Source organism: Streptomyces sp. NBC_01363 (assembly GCF_026340595.1).
Taxonomy (GTDB): Bacteria; Actinomycetota; Actinomycetes; order Streptomycetales; family Streptomycetaceae; genus Streptomyces.
The window spans coordinates 1,435,902-1,452,161 of the sequence record NZ_JAPEPF010000002.1 but is presented as its reverse complement, the minus strand read 5'-3'; the positions used below and the strand labels follow the sequence as shown (position 1 = coordinate 1,452,161).

The 16,260-nt window shown below is 71.9% G+C and carries 11 protein-coding genes; 4 read left to right on the top strand and 7 right to left on the bottom strand.

All coding sequences use genetic code 11. The features are described from left to right. Positions 1-56 precede the first annotated feature (56 nt). Positions 57-1,700: a hypothetical protein gene (locus tag OG611_RS34385; RefSeq protein WP_266429227.1), complete on the top strand. Its 1,644-nt coding sequence runs from the start codon at positions 57-59 to the stop codon at positions 1,698-1,700. 30 nt (positions 1,701-1,730) lie between these two features. On the opposite strand, the gene asnB is transcribed toward OG611_RS34385, so the two are convergent. Further along, positions 1,731-3,578: an asparagine synthase (glutamine-hydrolyzing) gene (gene asnB, locus OG611_RS34380; protein ID WP_266429225.1), complete on the bottom strand. Its 1,848-nt coding sequence runs from the start codon at positions 3,576-3,578 to the stop codon at positions 1,731-1,733. A 366-nt stretch (positions 3,579-3,944) separates the two neighbouring features. Between asnB and OG611_RS34375 the strand changes: the two genes are divergently transcribed. Together OG611_RS34375 and OG611_RS34370 are read left to right on the top strand one after the other, a co-directional pair. Further along, the gene (locus OG611_RS34375; RefSeq protein WP_266429223.1) at positions 3,945-5,570 is read left to right on the top strand and encodes a glycosyltransferase family 39 protein; all 1,626 of its coding nucleotides are present in this window, start codon (positions 3,945-3,947) and stop codon (positions 5,568-5,570) included. 93 nt (positions 5,571-5,663) lie between these two features. Then, positions 5,664-6,404: a carbon-nitrogen hydrolase family protein gene (locus OG611_RS34370; RefSeq protein WP_266429221.1), complete on the top strand. Its 741-nt coding sequence runs from the start codon at positions 5,664-5,666 to the stop codon at positions 6,402-6,404. Here the strand turns inward: OG611_RS34370 and OG611_RS34365 are convergent. After that, complete coding sequence (locus OG611_RS34365; protein WP_266429219.1) at positions 6,401-6,976, bottom strand: GNAT family N-acetyltransferase; 576 nt, start codon at positions 6,974-6,976, stop codon at positions 6,401-6,403. The two genes, OG611_RS34370 and OG611_RS34365, sit on opposite strands and share 4 nt — an antisense overlap. 1,706 nt (positions 6,977-8,682) lie before the next feature. Between OG611_RS34365 and OG611_RS34360 the strand changes: the two genes are divergently transcribed. Further along, positions 8,683-9,081: a hypothetical protein gene (locus tag OG611_RS34360; RefSeq protein WP_266429218.1), complete on the top strand. Its 399-nt coding sequence runs from the start codon at positions 8,683-8,685 to the stop codon at positions 9,079-9,081. Positions 9,082-9,097: 16 nt separating this feature from the next. Here the strand turns inward: OG611_RS34360 and OG611_RS34355 are convergent, their stop codons facing one another. The 5 genes from OG611_RS34355 to OG611_RS34335 all read right to left on the bottom strand — a co-directional run bounded on the left by OG611_RS34355 (position 9,098) and on the right by OG611_RS34335 (position 16,166). After that, on the bottom strand, positions 9,098-10,849 hold the full coding sequence (locus OG611_RS34355; RefSeq protein ID WP_266431381.1) for a CocE/NonD family hydrolase: 1,752 nt from the start codon (positions 10,847-10,849) through the stop codon (positions 9,098-9,100). A 205-nt stretch (positions 10,850-11,054) separates the two neighbouring features. After that, positions 11,055-11,999 carry an LD-carboxypeptidase gene (locus OG611_RS34350; protein WP_266429216.1) on the bottom strand — a complete coding sequence of 315 codons (945 nt, stop codon included), beginning with the start codon at positions 11,997-11,999 and terminating at the stop codon, positions 11,055-11,057. Next, a complete protein-coding gene (locus OG611_RS34345) occupies positions 11,996-13,978 on the bottom strand; it encodes a prolyl oligopeptidase family serine peptidase (protein ID WP_266429214.1) in 1,983 nt (660 codons plus the stop codon). Before OG611_RS34345 ends, OG611_RS34350 begins: the two co-directional genes overlap by 4 nt. Positions 13,979-13,996: 18 nt before the next feature. Further along, on the bottom strand, positions 13,997-15,340 hold the full coding sequence (locus tag OG611_RS34340; RefSeq protein WP_266429212.1) for a M20/M25/M40 family metallo-hydrolase: 1,344 nt from the start codon (positions 15,338-15,340) through the stop codon (positions 13,997-13,999). Then, positions 15,333-16,166: a M55 family metallopeptidase gene (locus tag OG611_RS34335; protein ID WP_266429210.1), complete on the bottom strand. Its 834-nt coding sequence runs from the start codon at positions 16,164-16,166 to the stop codon at positions 15,333-15,335. Before OG611_RS34335 ends, OG611_RS34340 begins: the two co-directional genes overlap by 8 nt. Positions 16,167-16,260 lie beyond the last annotated feature (94 nt).

Sequence of the window (16,260 nt, the reverse complement as noted above, 5' to 3'; positions counted from 1 at the left end):
GGGCTTCGGACGGACACCCGGTGCGGTCCGGGCCGATCCGGACAGAGGGAGGACGTATGGCACGCCAACGGCTCAGCGCGGTGGTCATGACCCATCCCAGACGCCTGGCGGCGGCCGAGAAACTGGCCCTGAGCGCGCCTTCCGGCCTTCTGCGGGTCGTCATGGACCCCGACCCCACGGGCACTCCGTCGGTGCTGCGCACCGCGCTCGCCGCGTGGTCGTCGATCGAGGACGGGGCCACACATCAATTGGTGGTCCAGGACGACATGGTGTTGTCCGAAACCTTCCTCGACCGGGTCCGGTGCGCCATCGAGGAACATCCGGACGCGGCGCTGGCCCTGTTCGCACTCTGGGACTCCCGCAACGGGGCGGCTGCGCGCCTGGGGGCGATGGCGGGCGCCCGCTGGGTCGGCGCCGTCAACGAGTACTTCCCGTGCGTGGCGATCGTGCTGCCGCGCCGGTACGCCGAAGGATTCGTCGCTTACGGCAGGGAACGGCTCGGCGGCTGGCCCGACGACATCCTGATGCACCGCTATCTGAGCGTCCATGGTGTTCCGCGCTATGTCGCCGTACCCAATCTCGCCGAGCACCAGGACCGCGGCTCGATATCCGGGAACGCCTTCCGCGGCCCGCGCCGCTCGGTCTGCTTCGTACCGGGTGACCGGCCCGGGAGGGAGGGCAGTACCCTCACCGGCCTGACGGTGCTGCCGTTCTTCAAGTACGGCGTCGCGCAGTGCGCGGTACGGGTCCAGGGCCCCGGCCCGCAACGGTGGCTGCACCTGGACGCGGAGCAGTACCTCCACGGTGCCGGACTGTCCGCCGCGCTGCTGCGCCCGCCCGGCGCCGACGCGGCCGAAGCGGACGTGAGAGGGACCTGGCTGACGGCTCTGGCCATGGGCTTCGAAGCCGCCCGCGCCGGACTCGACGACCCGCCCGCGGCATCGGAGGCATACGCGGAGGCGGTGGCGACGATCGGACCGGGCGGCATCAGCAACGCCAGCACGGAGGATCACATCGCACGCCGCCGCGAACCCCTGGCCGAAGTGGCGCGGCGGGCGCTCCAGGCAGGACGCGAAGCCGCCGCCGAGCACCGCACACGCCCGCGACGGCCGGGGGGCCTCGTCTGGCGAGGGGCGGCGACCCCGCTCGGCGAACATCTCGCGCGCAGGCTGGCCGACCGGCGGGAGCGGTGCGCCGCCGTGATCGACCTGACGCGACTCCACTCCGCCGAACCGGAGGTGATGGTCCATCCACAGGGTGACCCGACCCCGTACACACTGAGCGTGGGTGAGCTCTACGGCCCTGGCTGCTCACGCCGCACCCCGATCGGCCGCATGGTGTGGGAGGCGCTGCGCAGCCACCCGGTCGCGGTCGAGGGCGACCCGGACGCCGAGGTGCATCCCGTGTACGTGAACGACCTCGCCGACGCGATCGAGGCGGTTCTGCGTGCCCGGCCGGAGCACCGCGACATCGCGGTCGTCGCCGAGAAGCCGTGCACGGCTGCCGAACTGGCTCAGGCCGTGCACGGCGCCGTGCGGCCCGTACCGGTGCGGGCGGTGCCGGACGTCGAGCCGGGGTGGCACACCCCGGCGGGCACCATGCGGCCCCCCGGCTGGACGCCCGCGACGGGGCTGGCACGTGGACTGCACTCCTTCGCCCAGTGGCTCGCCTACGAGGGAGTGCTGTCCGAATCGGACTGACCGTCACATGTGGGAGCCGGCGGCGCCCGTTCAGCCGAGGATCAGTTCGGGCTCGTACAGATCCAGCCACATGGCGAGGTCCAGGGTGCGTTCCAGGCCGCGGCGGGACGCCGAGGTGACCTGGGGCGCGTGGTGGTCGGCCGCCCTGCGGAGCCGGTCGCGGTCGACGAGGTCGAACACGCGGTGGTCCGGGCGGGCGAGCAGTTCGCGGGCGTACCCCTGCAGGGCGATGGCGTACTTGGGGTCCTGGGTCGACGGATAGGGGCTCTTGGTCCTGTCGTACACCGACCGGGGCAGCACATCCGCGGTGGCCTCGCGCAGCAGGCTTTTCTCCCGGCCGTCGAAGGACTTGATGGCCCAGGGCGCGTTGTAGACGTACTCGACGAGCCGGTGGTCGCAGAAGGGCACCCGGACCTCCAGGCCGACCGCCATGCTGGCGCGGTCCTTCCGGTCGAGCAGGACGCGCACGAACCGGGTCAGGTGGAGGTGACAGATCTTGCGCATGCGGTACTCGAAGTCGCTCTCGCCGGTGAGGCGTTCGATGCCGGCGACGGCGGTCTCGTAGCTGTCGCGGACGTACGCCCCCAGGTCGAGGGCCCGGCCGAGGTCGTCGCGGAGCACGCCCGAGTCCTCGCCGAAGTGCTCGGCGAACCGCACCAGCCAGGGGAAGGTGTCGGCGCTGCGGGCCTCCTCGTCGAAGAACTGGAGGTAGCCGCCGAAGACCTCGTCGGCGGACTCGCCGGACAGCGCGACGGTCGAGTGTTCGCGGATGGCCCGGAAGAGCAGATAGAGCGAGGCGTCCATGTCGCCGAGGCCCATGGGGATGTCCCGGGCCCGGATCATCCGGGCCCGTACCTCGGGGTCGGCGAGGGTGTCGGGGTCGAGCACGATGTCCCGGTGGAGGGTGCCCGCCTGCTGGGCCACGTCGTGCACGAACGGGGTGTCGGGGGTGGTGCGGAGCTCGTCGGCGACGAAGTTCTCGGTGCGTCCCACGAAGTCGACGGCGAAGGTGCGGACCTTCTCGCCGCTTTCGGCGAGCTGCCGGGCGGCGAGTGCGGTGACCGCCGACGAGTCGAGTCCGCCGGAGAGCAGGATGCAGCGGGGTACGTCGGAGACCAGCTGACGGCGCACGATGTCGTCGAGCAGCGACCGTACGGTGGCGATCGAGGTGTCCCGGTCGTCGGGGTGCGGGCGGGTCTCCAGCCGCCAGTAGACGTGCCGGCGCAGGCCGCCGCGGTCCACGGTGACGACCGTGCCGGGCTCCACCTCGTACATGCCGTCCCACACGGCGTGGCCGGGGGTCTTGACGACGGTGAAGAGCTCCCGCAGCCCGTCGAGGGTCACCCGGGGCCTGGCCAGCGGATTGGCCAGGATGGCCTTGGGCTCCGAGCCGAAGAGCACACCGTCGGGTGTCGGCCAGTAGTAGAAGGGCTTGACGCCCATCCGGTCGCGGATCATGACGAGCCGGTCGTGGCGGCCGTCCCAGATCGCGAAGGCGTACATGCCGTTGAGCCGCTCGGCGAAGGCCTCGCCCCACTCCAGATAGCCGCGCAGCACCACCTCGGTGTCCGAGTCGGTGGTGAACCGGTGCCCGCGGGCGGTCAGTTCACCGCGGAGTTCGATGAAGTTGTACGCCTCACCGGAGTAGACGAGGGCGACCGCCCCCTCGGGTGTGTCGACGGTCATGGGCTGACGTCCGCCGGGCAGGTCGATGATCGCGAGCCGCCGGTGTCCGAGCGAGGCGTGACCGGCGGTCCAGGTCCCCCGGTCGTCGGGTCCCCGGCAGGACATGGTCTCCGTCATCGCGTCCAGTTTCGCGACCTCCTCGGCCGCCCGCAGATCGCGGTCGAAGGAGACCCAGCCGGCGATGCCACACATATGCGTCCTCCCGATCCGGTCCCGCCCGGCAGAACCAGTTGTATTTAGCAGCTATATGACGAGCGTCTGTCTGCGATTGCGTACGGTCAACACGACCGTTACCTGGACGGGGGCACGCCCCTCATATTTTCGGCCGCGGTTTTCCGCTTCCTGTACGGAGCGCCGTGCTCCGGAGCCCTTGCGGGAACGGCTCGTGGGCTCGGGAAGGAGCCCGAATCAGCCATCGGTAAAGACTTGCTCAACCCGGGGTCGGCCAGTGGGGTGGAAGGGTCCGGGCAAGGGGTCCGTGGTGGGTGCGACGTGCGCGACCGGCTGCCGCCCCCAGTCGTTCAATCAACGAGCAGTCGATCACCGCCGATCAACTGAGTGAGAGACCCCCACCGGACGGAGCACGTCATCTCTCTCGTCGAGCACTCCTCCTCCGCCCCCGCCGATGCGCGAACGGAACACCGCCCACCGCCGTCCGGGAGCCCCCTGCGCCGGTGGGCGCCGTGGGCCCCCGGCGCGATGGCGCTGCTCGTCGGGCTCTGGGGAATCCGCCGCCAGGGCACCCTGTGGGGCGACGAGGCGGTCACCTATGCGATGGCACACCGCGATGTGCCGCAGATCTGGCACACCCTGAGCCATATCGATGCGGTGCACGGCCTGTACTACCTGCTGATGCGCGGGGTGTTCACCCTCTGGGACGGCGGCCTGGTGGCGCTGCGGCTGCCGTCGGTGCTGGCGGTGGCCGCGGCGGCGGTCGGCATCGTGAGGATCGGGCACCGGCTCGGCGCGACGCGGGCCGGTCTGCTGGCGGGCGCGGTGTTCCCGCTGCTGCCACCGGTGCAGCGGTACGCGCAGGAGGGACGGTCCTACGCCCTGGTCTGCGCCCTGGTCACCTGGGCGAGTTGGCTCCTCGTCAGCAATCTCACCCGGCCCCGGCTGAGGGGCTGGGTGGCCTACGGCGCGGTGATACTGACGGCCTGTCTGCTCCACGAGTTGGCCGTACTGATAGTCATGGCCCATGGTGTGACCGTCTTCCGGACGCGACGGGAGCGCCCGCTGCGGCGGGCATGGAGCATCGCGGCGGGCGGGGTGCTCGCCGGGCTCCTGCCGTTGGCCGCCTTCAGCACCACGCAGTCCGAGCAGGTGGACTGGATCGGCCCGCCGGACGCCGGAGCGGTGCTGGGCTTCGTCGTGACGGCCCTGCTGGGTGTCGCCTTCGCCCGCGTGCCCCGGCTTTCGCACGGTGCGCGGCTCGCGACCGGTGCGCGACTTTCGCGCGGTCCGATTCCGTTGTCCGAGCTGGCGCTCCCGCTGCTGATCCTGCCCCCCGCGCTGCTGATGCTGACGAGTCCGCTGCACCCGTTGTACGTGGACCGGTACGTCCTGGCCTCGGCGATCGGCTTCGCCCTCCTGACCGGCTCCATGCTGGACCGGCTCGGGCGGTCGGCCCGGTCCGTCGGCACCGTGCGGCGTGTGACATGCGCGGTGGCACTGGCCGCGCTGTTCCTCGCGCTCGTACCCGTGAGCATCGCGCTGCGGAAGCCGGAGAGCCGCGAGAACGACGCCGTCGCCATCGCCCGGACGGTCCGAAGGGTCGCCGAGCCGGGCGACGGGCTGCTGTTCACGCCGATCCGCAGGCGGGTGTGGACACTGGCCCGGCCGGACGACTTCCGGGCCCTGACCGACCTCGCCCTGGAACGGACGCCGGTCGAGTCGGGCACGCTGTCCGGCCGGGAACTGCCGCCCGACAGGATCCGGGAGCGCATGCTGGCCGACGAACGCATCGTGGTCGTACGCGACCTGGCGGGCCGGCCGCTGGAGACGGACGCGCGCGAGGTGGTGAAGCGGGCCACCCTCGACGAGTTCTTCGAGGAGTGCACCGACCGGACGGTCACCCGGGCCCGCATCACCGTGTTCGCGAGGCCCGGCCACTGCCGAACCGCCCCACCCCGCCCCGCCCCGGGTCACGGCCCGGGACCGCACCGGCCGGGGACCGCTCGATAGGCTGGCCACGACCCTGTTCGCGTCGGTGACCTGCGCTCCCTCCGGGGCAGCCCGCCCCGGAACGCCCGGCCGACCGGCTGATCCGGAGTACCCGTGCCCGTCCCCGTACCGCTCACCGTCGCCGTCGCCCAGCCCGCCTGCGTTCCTCTCGACGTCGCCGCCAACTCCGCGGCCCACGCGGCGGCGGTCCGGCGTTCGGGGGCTCGGCTGGTCGTCTTCCCGGAGCTCTCGCTCACCGGCTACGACCTCGCCGCCGAGGCCGTGTCCCCCGACGACCCCCGGCTGCGCCCGCTCGTCACGGCCTGCGGCGAGGCGGGGGCAACGGCCCTGGCCGGGGCGCCGGTGCGCGCCGCGGACGGGCGCGAGTACCTCGCCACCCTGGCCGTCACGGGACAGGGCGCGCGATGCGTGTACGGCAAGATGTGGCTGCACGGCGCGGAGTCCGACCGGTTCACCCCCGGCGAGAAGCCGCAGGTCCTGGTGGTCGACGGGCATCGGCTGGGGCTTGCGGTGTGCTACGACGCCGCGGTTCCCGAACACGCCGCCGGCACCGCCGCGCTCGGCATCGACGCCTATGTGGCGAGCACCCTCTACGGCCCCGGGCCCGAGCAGGCAGCCCGCCGCGACGGACACATGAGCCGCACGGCGCTCGGCCATGGGGTGTGGGCGGTGCTGGCCACCTCGGCGGGCCCGAGCGGAACGTACGAACGGACATCGGGCGGCTCCGGCATCTGGGCGCCGGACGGCACCGCGGTCGTGCAGGCCGGGCCCGAAGCGGGCGCCCTGGTGTCCGCGGCGGTGGGCGGGGCCCGGCCCGCGTCAAAGGCTTCCTAGGACTTCTTGCCGGTCATCTCGCCGGTCATCTCGGCGGTGATGGCCCACCGCTCGTGGTCGCGCCAGGCTCCGTCGATGAAGAGGAAGTCCGGCGAGAAGCCTTCGAGGCGGAATCCGGCCCGTCGGACGAGGGCGAGCGAACCCTCGTTGCCGGGCTGGATGTTGGCTTCGAGGCGGTGCAGACCGAGCGGCCCGAAGGCGTACCGCAGGACCAGGTCCAGCCCTTCGCCCATCAGGCCGCGTCCTGCCGCGTGGGCGAAGGCCCCGTATCCGAGCGCACCGCAGCGGAACGCGCCGCTGACGATGTTGTTGATGTTGATGAACCCCGCGATCCCGTCGGCGGGCCCGCTCCCGCCGCCGCGCTCGCAGACGAGGAAGCCCGCCCTCGTGGGGTCGTCGATGAGCCGGCCCGCGTAGGCGGCGTACGCGCGGGCGTCGTCGGGCGGGAAGAGCCAGGGGCTGTGCAAGTCCCGGCTCTCCCGCGCCCGAGCGGTGAACTCCTCGGCATCGGCCAGTGCGAAGGGGCGGACGGCCGTGCGCCGCCCCTCGGCCAGATAGTCGCTCCCAGACATCACGCCAGCCTACGGGCCGCCCCGGAATCCCTGGCGGGCGCGTACCTCGGAACGGGTCCTCAGGGCACGGCCCGGGGCACGGGGACCCGGGCCACCGCGACCTCGCCGGTCGACGGATCGCCGTGGTTGTGGAGGACGGCCGTGCCGTCGGGCGTGAACACCGGGTGCGGGTGCCGGGGTGCCGGTCGGCCGCCGTCCGGGCCAGGGGCGTACGGGCACCCGTGGCGACGTCGACGAGCACGATGTCGGAGACCTGTCCCGCGTTCTGCCAGCCCCGGCCCGGCGCGTCGTGGGGACCGGTCGTGTCGACGACGGCCCACCGTCCGTCGCGGCTGATGTCGCAGTGCCAGTCCCGTTCCCCCTCGCTGACGAGGCGGGCCGCCCGGCCGTCCGGGTGGACCGTGTACAGGCGGAGGTAGCCGTCACGCGCGTCGGTGGCGGTGCCCGCGTCGGCGTCGTTGACGAGGAACGACAGTCCGAACCTCCCGGTGGGCGGCCGGTCGAATCCGAGCGAGGTCCAGGGGACGGCGAGCCGGTAGGTGGTGGTCCGGGCCTTCTCGTCACGCACGACGGAGACGTCCGCGCCCGGCGTGGGCCCGGCCTGCTGCCCCGGCGGGGCGGCCCAGGTGTAGGCGACGGGGCCGCTCGGCAGCAGCGCCGCACCGACCTCCACCCGGTTGCCGTCGGGCGTGCCGGGGAAGCCCGAGTAGAGGTCGTACTGGATGGAGTCGACCTGCCAGGCCGCCGAAGGTTCCATCCGGTCCGCGTTGTGCACGTCGTCCTTGATGACCGCGTCCAGGATCAGGTCCTGGTCCGTGTGGGTGTAGCGGATGGTTCCGGAGAGCGTCTGGGCGCGGATCAGATAGTCGGCCTGCTGGGTCTCGCTCCAACCGCCGGTGTTCGTGGGCCAACCGTTCTCGGTGACCCAGATCGGCATCTTCTTGCGCGCCTCGACCTTCTTCACCAGCTGTGTGAACTCCCCGAGTGCCTTGATCTCCTCCGGCGGCGTGCCGGGCGCGTCGCCCGCGCTGCTGTAGTAGTTGACGCTGAAGGTGTCGAGGTAGTCCAGGCCGCCGCGGGCGATGAAGTCGTCGTGCCGGGCGAGCTGGGTGCCGGCCGAGGTGGGGCCCACCACATTGGCGTCCGGCATGGCCTGCTTCACCGCTTTGGCCATGTCGATATAGCACTTGGCGGTGATGCCGCAGGCTCCGTCGTTGAATCCGGTCCCGTTGAACTCGTTGTAGACGGAGAAGTCCTTGGTGTACGGGGCGTAGGCAGCGGCCGCTGCCGCGCCGAACCTGGCGAAGGCCGCCAGCCCCTCGGGGGAGCTCGGTGTCTTGCCGCCGTCGTAGAGCGGGTTGCGGTATCCGAGGATCGGCATGGTCCTGATGCCGCGCTTCGCCGCGTTCTTCAGCCCCGCGTCGAGGGGGTAGGCGCCGAAGTCGTAGACGCCCTTCTGCTTCTCCACCGACCAGTTGACATCGGATCTGACCTCGCTCCAGCCCACGGTGGCGGCGGAATCGAGCAGTGTGTCCTCCCACCCCGGCTGCCAGCCGTAGTGCATGGCCACGGCGTAGTAGGGATCCTTGGCGGGCGCCGGGGTGACGCCGCCGAACGAGGTGGTCCGCGTCACCGGGGCGCCGGAGTCGGCAGTGGCGGTGAGCGTGTAGTAGCCGGGGCCGAGATCCTTGATGTCGAGGGCGGCCTTGCCCGACGCGACCTGCGCCGTGCCGGACTTCAGGGGCACGCCGTTCGCGTCGCCGATGGTCCAGCCGACCCGGTCGGCCGCGGAGGCGAAGGTGATCGGGCCCTGGTCCGCGCCCTGGGCGAAGAGCAGACGGCGCGAGGTGATGTCGAGCAGCGGGGCGTCGGTGACCTCGACGGATATCCGGCTGAAGCAGACCGGGGGCATGTTCTCGGCCGCCGCCCGCCTCCCCTCCCGGGAGATGGGCCGCCGGGCGATGGAGCTGCTCGCGCAGCGCATCCGGAACCCGGACGGTCCGCACGAGGTACGGCACATCCTGCTGCCCGTCGAGATCCGGACGCGCGACTCCGCGCAGGCGTATCTGCGGGTGGTCGGGGCCGGGCAGGCCCGGCCGGCCTGACCTCGACCGGGCCGCGTCACTTGAGCCGGCCGCCGACCACCGGAAGCTCCAGCACGCCGGTGTCCTCCGGGGCGCTGACCACCGTGACCGGCTTGATTCCCCGGTTGCCCGAGTACGCGCTGTCGCTCGCCGCGATCACGAATTCGAGCCGGTGTCCGGCTTCGTACCGGTGGACGATGCCCGGGAGCCGCACGGTGAACGAGCGGGTGACGTCCGGCACCCGCACCGGGGAGACCAGCCGGTTCACCAGCGTCCTGCTCCCGTCCGGGGCGACGTCGTAGACCTTGGCGAACAGGACGAGCTTGTCGGCGGCGTCGCCGCTGTTCTGGACCCGCTCCGTCTTCGGCGAGACCACCTTCAGGGTGGCCTTCGGTGCGCCGACGACATCGACGGGGGACGTCAGCGGGGCGCTGGTCCAGCCGAGGTAGGTGCCCTTGGTGTCATAGGGCTTGGGGTCGGGCAGTCCGATCAGGCCGGCGAGCGAGTTCTCCGAATGGCTGGTGGGAACGAGCCAGTTGGCGTACTGACGGCTGCCCCGGGCGACCTTGGACCGGTTGTCGACGAGCTTGCCGTCGCCGGACAGGTACACCTTCTGCGAGAGGGCCGGCACGGAGTCCGCGGTGCCGTAACCGCTCTTCCAGTCCCGGTAGTAGGCGAAGTCGGGCCCGGTGTCGGTGTTCTTCCGGTGCTGGAGGTAGCGGTCGAACCAGGCGAGGACCCGCTGTCCGACGTAGCTGGTCTCCAGGTTGCCCTTGCCCAGGTCGAGTTCGCCGGGCACCTGCCCGCCGCTGTGCCCCCAGGCCTGCCAGATCATCTTGGCCGTGGTGCCCTGTGCCTTGAGGGTGTCGTATGTGGCGGCGGCCTCGTTCAGGTTGAACAGGCTGTCGGCCTGGCCCTGGACGAGCAGTGTGGGTGCCTTGACCTTGCCGAGGTAGTCGACCGGCGAGACGCTGCGTGCGTAGTCGAGCATCGCGGCGGTCCGGTCCGCCGGATAGCGGCCGGAGTTGAGCAGCCGGATGGTGTCGCAGGCCCGTGACGCGAAGTGGACGCAGGTGAGGTTGTTGAACCGGGACGGGTCGAGGCCGGCGTTCAGGACCGTCTGCCCCTCCCCCATCAGATAGAAGCCGTTGGTCCACTGCCACTTGAAGACCCCGGCGGTGTCGGACGAAACACCCTTGCGCGTACCGGCGTTGTTCGGGGCGAGCGCGTACGCCAGGTCGTTCCAGGTGATCAGCGGTACGAGGGCGTCGACGCGCCGGTCGACGGCAGCGGTGGCCATCTGGATGGCACCGCCGTAGGAGCCGCCGATCATGCCGACCCTGGGGTCGCCCCTGCCGTCCCAGGTGACGTAGTCGGCCTCGGTGCCGTCGTCGGCGGCGCGGGTCCCGGCGAGGAAGTCGATGAGTCCGGCGGCCGCCCTGCCGTCGATGGCCGGGTCGTCGAGGGTGATGAGACAGCCCGACTTGCCGAAGCCGAGGCCGGAGTAGACGAGGCCGACATAGCCGCGGGAGGCGAAGGCCTTGCCGATGGCGTCGGTCGAGCCGTCCGACTTGCTGCCGCCGAAACCGTTGGTGGCGAGTACGGCGGGGGCCGGGTGCTGTGCGTCGACCCCGGCGGGGCGGTACAGATCGGCATCGACGGTGCAGGAGCGACCTCCCGCCCGAAGGGTGAACTTCAGTGGGGTGACGGTGTACTGGCCGGCCTCGGCAGCGGTCGCCCGCGCCGCACCGGTGAGGACCAGCGGTGCGGCGAGCGCGGCTCCGGCCACATAGGCGACCGACTTCCGGGAGAACGTCCGGTAGCCGGACCGGGGGCGGGAAACAGCACGCGACACGAAGACCTCCACACCGAGAGCACCTTACCGACCGGTAAGCAATGGACCGCGCTCATGCTGTGACACGTGTCATAGTGATGTCAACGCCCGGGTCGGCGTTTCCTGAACAACGCTCAACTTCTTTGCGATACGGCGCCGTTCAGCGCAGCGCCGACAACTCGACGGTGAGCGTGGCGGGACCGCCGTCGGCCGGGGCGTCCAGCACGGCGGGCACGCCGAGCGGAATCGTGAGCGCCGTCGGTCCGTGCCCGAAGCCCAGCTCCTCGACGACGGGTACGCCCAGCGGGCCGAACCGGTCGGCGAGTACCGCCCGCACCTTCTCGTACGGACCGCAGCCCGCCCAGGAGCCGCAGACCACCCCGGACACCCCGTCGAGCGCCCCGGCCCGCAGCAGCTGGGTGAGGATGCGGTCGATGCTGTACGGGTCCTCGGTGGTGTCCTCGATCACCAGCAGCCCGCCCCGGGCCGAGGTCCGGGCGTGCGGGGTGCCGAGGTCGGCGGCGAGCAGACTCACACAGCCGCCGTAGGTGATGCCGCGGGCCCTGCCGGGGACCAGCGCCCGCGCGGTGGGCAGTCCGAGGGTCCGTACCGAATCGGGCTCGAACAGGGTGGCCCGCAGGGACTCCTGGGTGTCCGGGTCCTTGAGGAAGGTCTCGGTGCCGGCCATCGGGCCGTGCAGGGTGGCGAGCCCCATGCGCCGGGCGAACGCCTCGTGGAGCACGGTGATGTCGCTGTATCCGACGAACACCTTCGGCCCGGCCGCGCGCATCGCCGCCCAGTCGACCAGGTCGACCATCCGGTGCACGCCGTATCCGCCGCGGGCGCAGATCACCGCGTCCACGGCCGGATCGCACCAGGCCTCCTGGAGATCCCTGGCCCGCGCCTCGTCGGTGCCGGCGAGGTAGTCCAGCTCGGGATGGACCTGGCGCGCATGCGGTGCCTCGACGGGGTCCAGGCCCCAGCCGCGCAGTACGTCCAGGCCCGCCTCAAGCCGGTCGGCGGGCACCGGCCCGCTCGGTGACACGACGGCGATCCTGGCTCCCGGGCGCAGCCGGGCCGGGCGGGTCAGCGGTGCGAGGGTCACTTCTTCAGCTCCAGCCGCGGTACGTCGGCGCGGTCGATCCCGAAGGTCTGTGCGTACAGGGAGAGTTCGGCCTCCAGTGCGCGGATCATGGTGTCGGCGCGCCGGAAGCCGTGGCCCTCGCCCTCGAAGGTGAGATACGCGTGCGGGATGCCGCGTCCGTCGAGCGCGGCCAGGAACCGCTCGCACTGGACGGGCGGGCAGATCGGGTCGTCCAGCCCCTGGAGGAGGAGGAAGGGCGTGGTCAGCCGGTCGGTGCGGCCGACCGGCGAGCGTTCACGGTAGCGGTCCGGGACTTCGGCGAGCGGGCCGACCAGGGACTCCAGGTACTGCGACTCGAAGTCATGGGTCTCGTCGGTGCCCCAGCCGGTCAGGTCGAGGATGGGATAGATGATCGTCCCGCAGGCGTAGACATCGGTACCGGTCAGCGAGGCCGCGGTGGTCCAGCCGCCGGCGCTGCCGCCCCGGATGGCGAGCCGCCGCCGGTCGGCCGTGCCCTCGTCGGCCAGTGCCGCGGCGACGGCCGCGCAGTCCTCGACGTCGACGACGCCCCACTGCTCGCGCAGCCGGTTGCGGTAGGTCCTGCCGTAGCCGGTGGAGCCGCCGTAGTTCACCTCGGCGACGCCGATGCCCCGCGAGGTGAAGTAGGCGATCTCCAGGTCGAGTACGAGTGCGGCATGGCCGGTGGGGCCGCCGTGCGCCCAGACCACGTAGGGCGGCCGTTCGTCCTCGGGGCCGGACCGGTCGGGGCTGCGCGGCGGGTAGATGTGGGCGTGGATCTCGCGTCCGTCGGGCCCGGTGAAGGTGCGTTGCTCGGGCCGCGGGTAGTACGCGGGGTCGACGGCGTCCTGGTGCGGTGCCCCGATGACGCGGGTACGGCCGGTCGCGGTGTCCAGTTCCACCACTTCGAACGCGCTGTACGGGCTCGCGGCGACGCCGATGACCCGGCTGCCGTGCACGGCGAGCGTCTCGGCCCACTCGGTCCAGGGCCCTGCGACATCGACCAGTTCGCCGGTCTGCGGGTCGAGGATGCCGAGCGTGGTGGTGCCCTTGCCGTGGATGGCGGCGATCAGGCCGTTGTCCAGCGGCCGGAACCAGCTGAGGCCGATCTTCCAGAGCGGTCCGGCGAACTCCTGCTCGCGGGGACAGAGCGCGACCGCGCCCCCGTGCGGGTCGGCGCGGTACAGGTTCCACCAGCCGCTGCGGTCACTGGCGAGGACGAGCTGCCCGTCGGCGCCCCACTCGATCTGCGGCACCGACTCCTCGGGGCCGCCGCCGATGGCCCGGGGGCGGTGGAAGGTGCCGTCCTCGGCGACGTCCGCGAGCATCACCTCGGTGCCGTCCCACGGCATCCGGGGGTGGTCCCAGGCGATCCAGGCCGCCTGTCGCCCATCCGGCGAGAGCTTCGGCCCGGTGACGAACCGGCGGCTGTCGTCGGTGAGTTCGCGTACGGCGGAGCGGTCGCATGCGGCCGAGCCGTCCAGCGGTACGGCGGCGATCACCCGGCGCAGCTCGGTGGGGCCCTCGCCGGTGAACTCCTCCAGGACGCACCACACTTCGCCCCGGTCGGGGTGGAGCTGCGGGTCGGCCCAGCGCAGCCCGCCGCCGACGGCCGAGACCGGGGTGAGCGGCCAGGGCTCGTCGGTGCCGTCGGGGGCGTAGGCGTACAGCCGCTGGTCGGCGAAGTGGACGAAGACGACCAGCGGGCCGCCCGCGGCGCGCGCGGTCCCGGCCCAGGGCCGGCCGCCGTACTCGATGACCCGGCTCCGTACGTTCCACGGAGCGGGCAGCACGCACTGGGCGTCCCCGTCCGCCCGGCGGCGGACCAGGGCGCGGCGGCCCGCCTCGGCGGGGCGCGGCTCCGTCCACCACACCTCGTCGCCGACGGTGCCGACGTACTCCGGGCGTCCGTCGTGGGAGGCGGCGAGCGCGGCGTCGATCGGCGACGGCCAGGTTCCGTGGGCCCCGGTGGGCAGCTTCATCGATTCCCCCTGTAGCGGTCAGGCAGTACGCAGATAGTGATCGAGGACGCGGACGCCGAAGTGCAGTGCCTCGACGGGGACGCGTTCGTCGACGCCGTGGAACAGCGCCTGGTAGTCGAAACCGACGGGCAGCTTCAGCGGCGAGAAGCCGTAGCCGGTGATGCCGAGCCGGGAGAACTGCTTGGCGTCCGTGCCGCCCGACATGCAGTACGGCACGACGTGGCCTGCCGGGTCGAAGCGCTCGATCGCGGCACGCAGCTTCGCGAACGTCGGCGAGTCGACCGGGGCCTGGAGCGGGACCTCGCGGTGGTGGAATTCCCAGTCGACGTCGGGGCCGGTCAGCCGGTCCAGGGTGGCGTGGAACTCGTCCTCGCCGCCGGGCACCATTCGGCCGTCGACGAAGGCGGTGGCGTGGCCCGGGATCACGTTGACCTTGTACCCGGCCTCCAGCATGGTCGGGTTGGAGCTGTTGCGGACGGTCGGTGCGACCAGGTCGGCGGCGGGGCCGAGCTTGCCGAGCAGTTCGTCCACGTCGAAGCCGGGGGCGTCGAGGTCGGGGTGGATGCCGTGCAGGGCGGCGATCTCGGTGAGCGCGGCGCGGACCGTCGGGGTGAGCCGGACGGGCCATTCGTGCTCGCCTATCCGGGAGACGGCGGCGGCCAGTGCGCTGACCGCGTTGGCCGTGTTGACCTTGGAGCCGTGCCCGGCCTTGCCGTGCGCGGTGAGCTTCAGCCAGGCGGTGCCGCGCTCGCCCGCGGCGATCGGGTAGAGCGGCATGTCCGGTCCGCCGTGGAAGGTGAAGGCGCCGGATTCGCTGATGCCCTCCGTACAGCCGTCGAAGAGCTCGGCGTGCCGGTCGGCGAGGAAGCCGGAGCCGTCGTCGGCGCTGGCCTCCTCGTCGGCGGTGTACGCGATCACGATGTCGCGGCGGGGGCGGACCCCGGCCCGTGCCCAGGCGCGTGCGACGGCCAGGACCATCGCGTCCATGTTCTTCATGTCGATGGCGCCGCGCCCCCAGACGACACCGTCGCGGACCTCTCCGGAGAACGGGTGCACGGACCAGTCGGCCGCCTCGGCCGGGACCACGTCGAGGTGGCCGTGGACGAGCAGGGCGTCGGCGGACGGGTCGGTGCCGGGAATCCGGGCGACCACATTGGTGCGTCCGGGGGTGCGCTCCAGCAGGGTGGGTTCCAGTCCGGCGGCGGCCAGCCGCTCGGCGACGTACTCGGCGGCCGGGCGTTCGCGGCAGTCGCCGTCGCCGCGGTTGGTCGTGTCGATCCGGATCAGTTCGGAAGTGAACGTCACCGATTCGTCGAGCGCCTGCTGGTCGACGCTCTCCTGGGGGCGGGTCGCCTCAGCCATACTGTTCCTCCACGGCGGACGACACGATCGTCGTCACCGCCTTGAACGTGCGGATACCTTCGTACATCGTCGCGCTGGTGTAGGCGACGCGCCGTTCGCCGCTGGGTGCCACCCCGGGGACGACGGTGGCCGCCTGGGCCAGGTGCTCTGCGTCGAACTCCAGCTCCACGGTGAAGGGGCCGCCCTCCACCGGTGTGTGCCGCACGGCGAGCGCGGCGGCGTCCTTCGCCGCGGCGCGGATGTCCGCCGCGGTACGGGCCGGGGTGCGGCAGACCGCCGCGTACCGCGACACATGGTCCTTGACGGCGACCTTGCGGGCCCGGGGTGCGTAGCCCTCGGCGTCCACGCAGGTCAGGTCGTCGCCGGTGACGAGGACGACGGGCACCCCGTACTCAGCCACGACATGTGCGTTGAGCAGTCCCTCGCTCGCGCGGGCGCCGTTGAGCCAGACTCCGGTGATGGAGTTCGCCAGATAGGTGTGGGCGAGGACGCCCTCGGCGCCGGCGCCCGTGTGGTAGCCGACGAAGGCGATGGCGTCGATGTCGCCGTGCTGGATTCCCTCGACCATGGAGAGGGACTTGTGCCGGCCGGTGAGCATCTGGACCCGGTCGTCGAGCCGCTCCAGCAGGAGGTTGCGCATGGACCAGTGGGCCTCGTTGACGAGGACCTCGTCCGCACCGCCGTCGTAGAAGCCGAGCGCCGCCGCGTTCACGTCGGAGGTGAACATGGCACGGCACCGCTCCCATTGAGGAGTACCCGGCAGCACATCGGCCGGCCAGGTCACACCGGTGGCGCCTTCCATGTCCGCACTGATCAGGATCTTCATGCCGGGTCACGGTACGCGCCCGAGAACCGCCAGGCCAGAGCCTCGGAGACGTTCAATGGTCCAGTCCTCCGAAGAGAGTGCGACGCACACCCTG

Bases quoted from the DNA above. Each gene is read 5' to 3' on its own strand.
- asnB (WP_266429225.1), bottom strand. From the start codon at position 3,578: ATGTGTGGCATCGCCGGCTGGGTCTCCTTCGACCGCGATCTGCGGGCG.
- OG611_RS34385 (WP_266429227.1), top strand. From the start codon at position 57: ATGGCACGCCAACGGCTCAGCGCGGTGGTCATGACCCATCCCAGACGC.
- OG611_RS34335 (WP_266429210.1), bottom strand. From the start codon at position 16,166: ATGAAGATCCTGATCAGTGCGGACATGGAAGGCGCCACCGGTGTGACC.
- OG611_RS34340 (WP_266429212.1), bottom strand. From the start codon at position 15,340: ATGGCTGAGGCGACCCGCCCCCAGGAGAGCGTCGACCAGCAGGCGCTC.
- OG611_RS34345 (WP_266429214.1), bottom strand. From the start codon at position 13,978: ATGAAGCTGCCCACCGGGGCCCACGGAACCTGGCCGTCGCCGATCGAC.
- OG611_RS34365 (WP_266429219.1), bottom strand. From the start codon at position 6,976: ATGTCTGGGAGCGACTATCTGGCCGAGGGGCGGCGCACGGCCGTCCGC.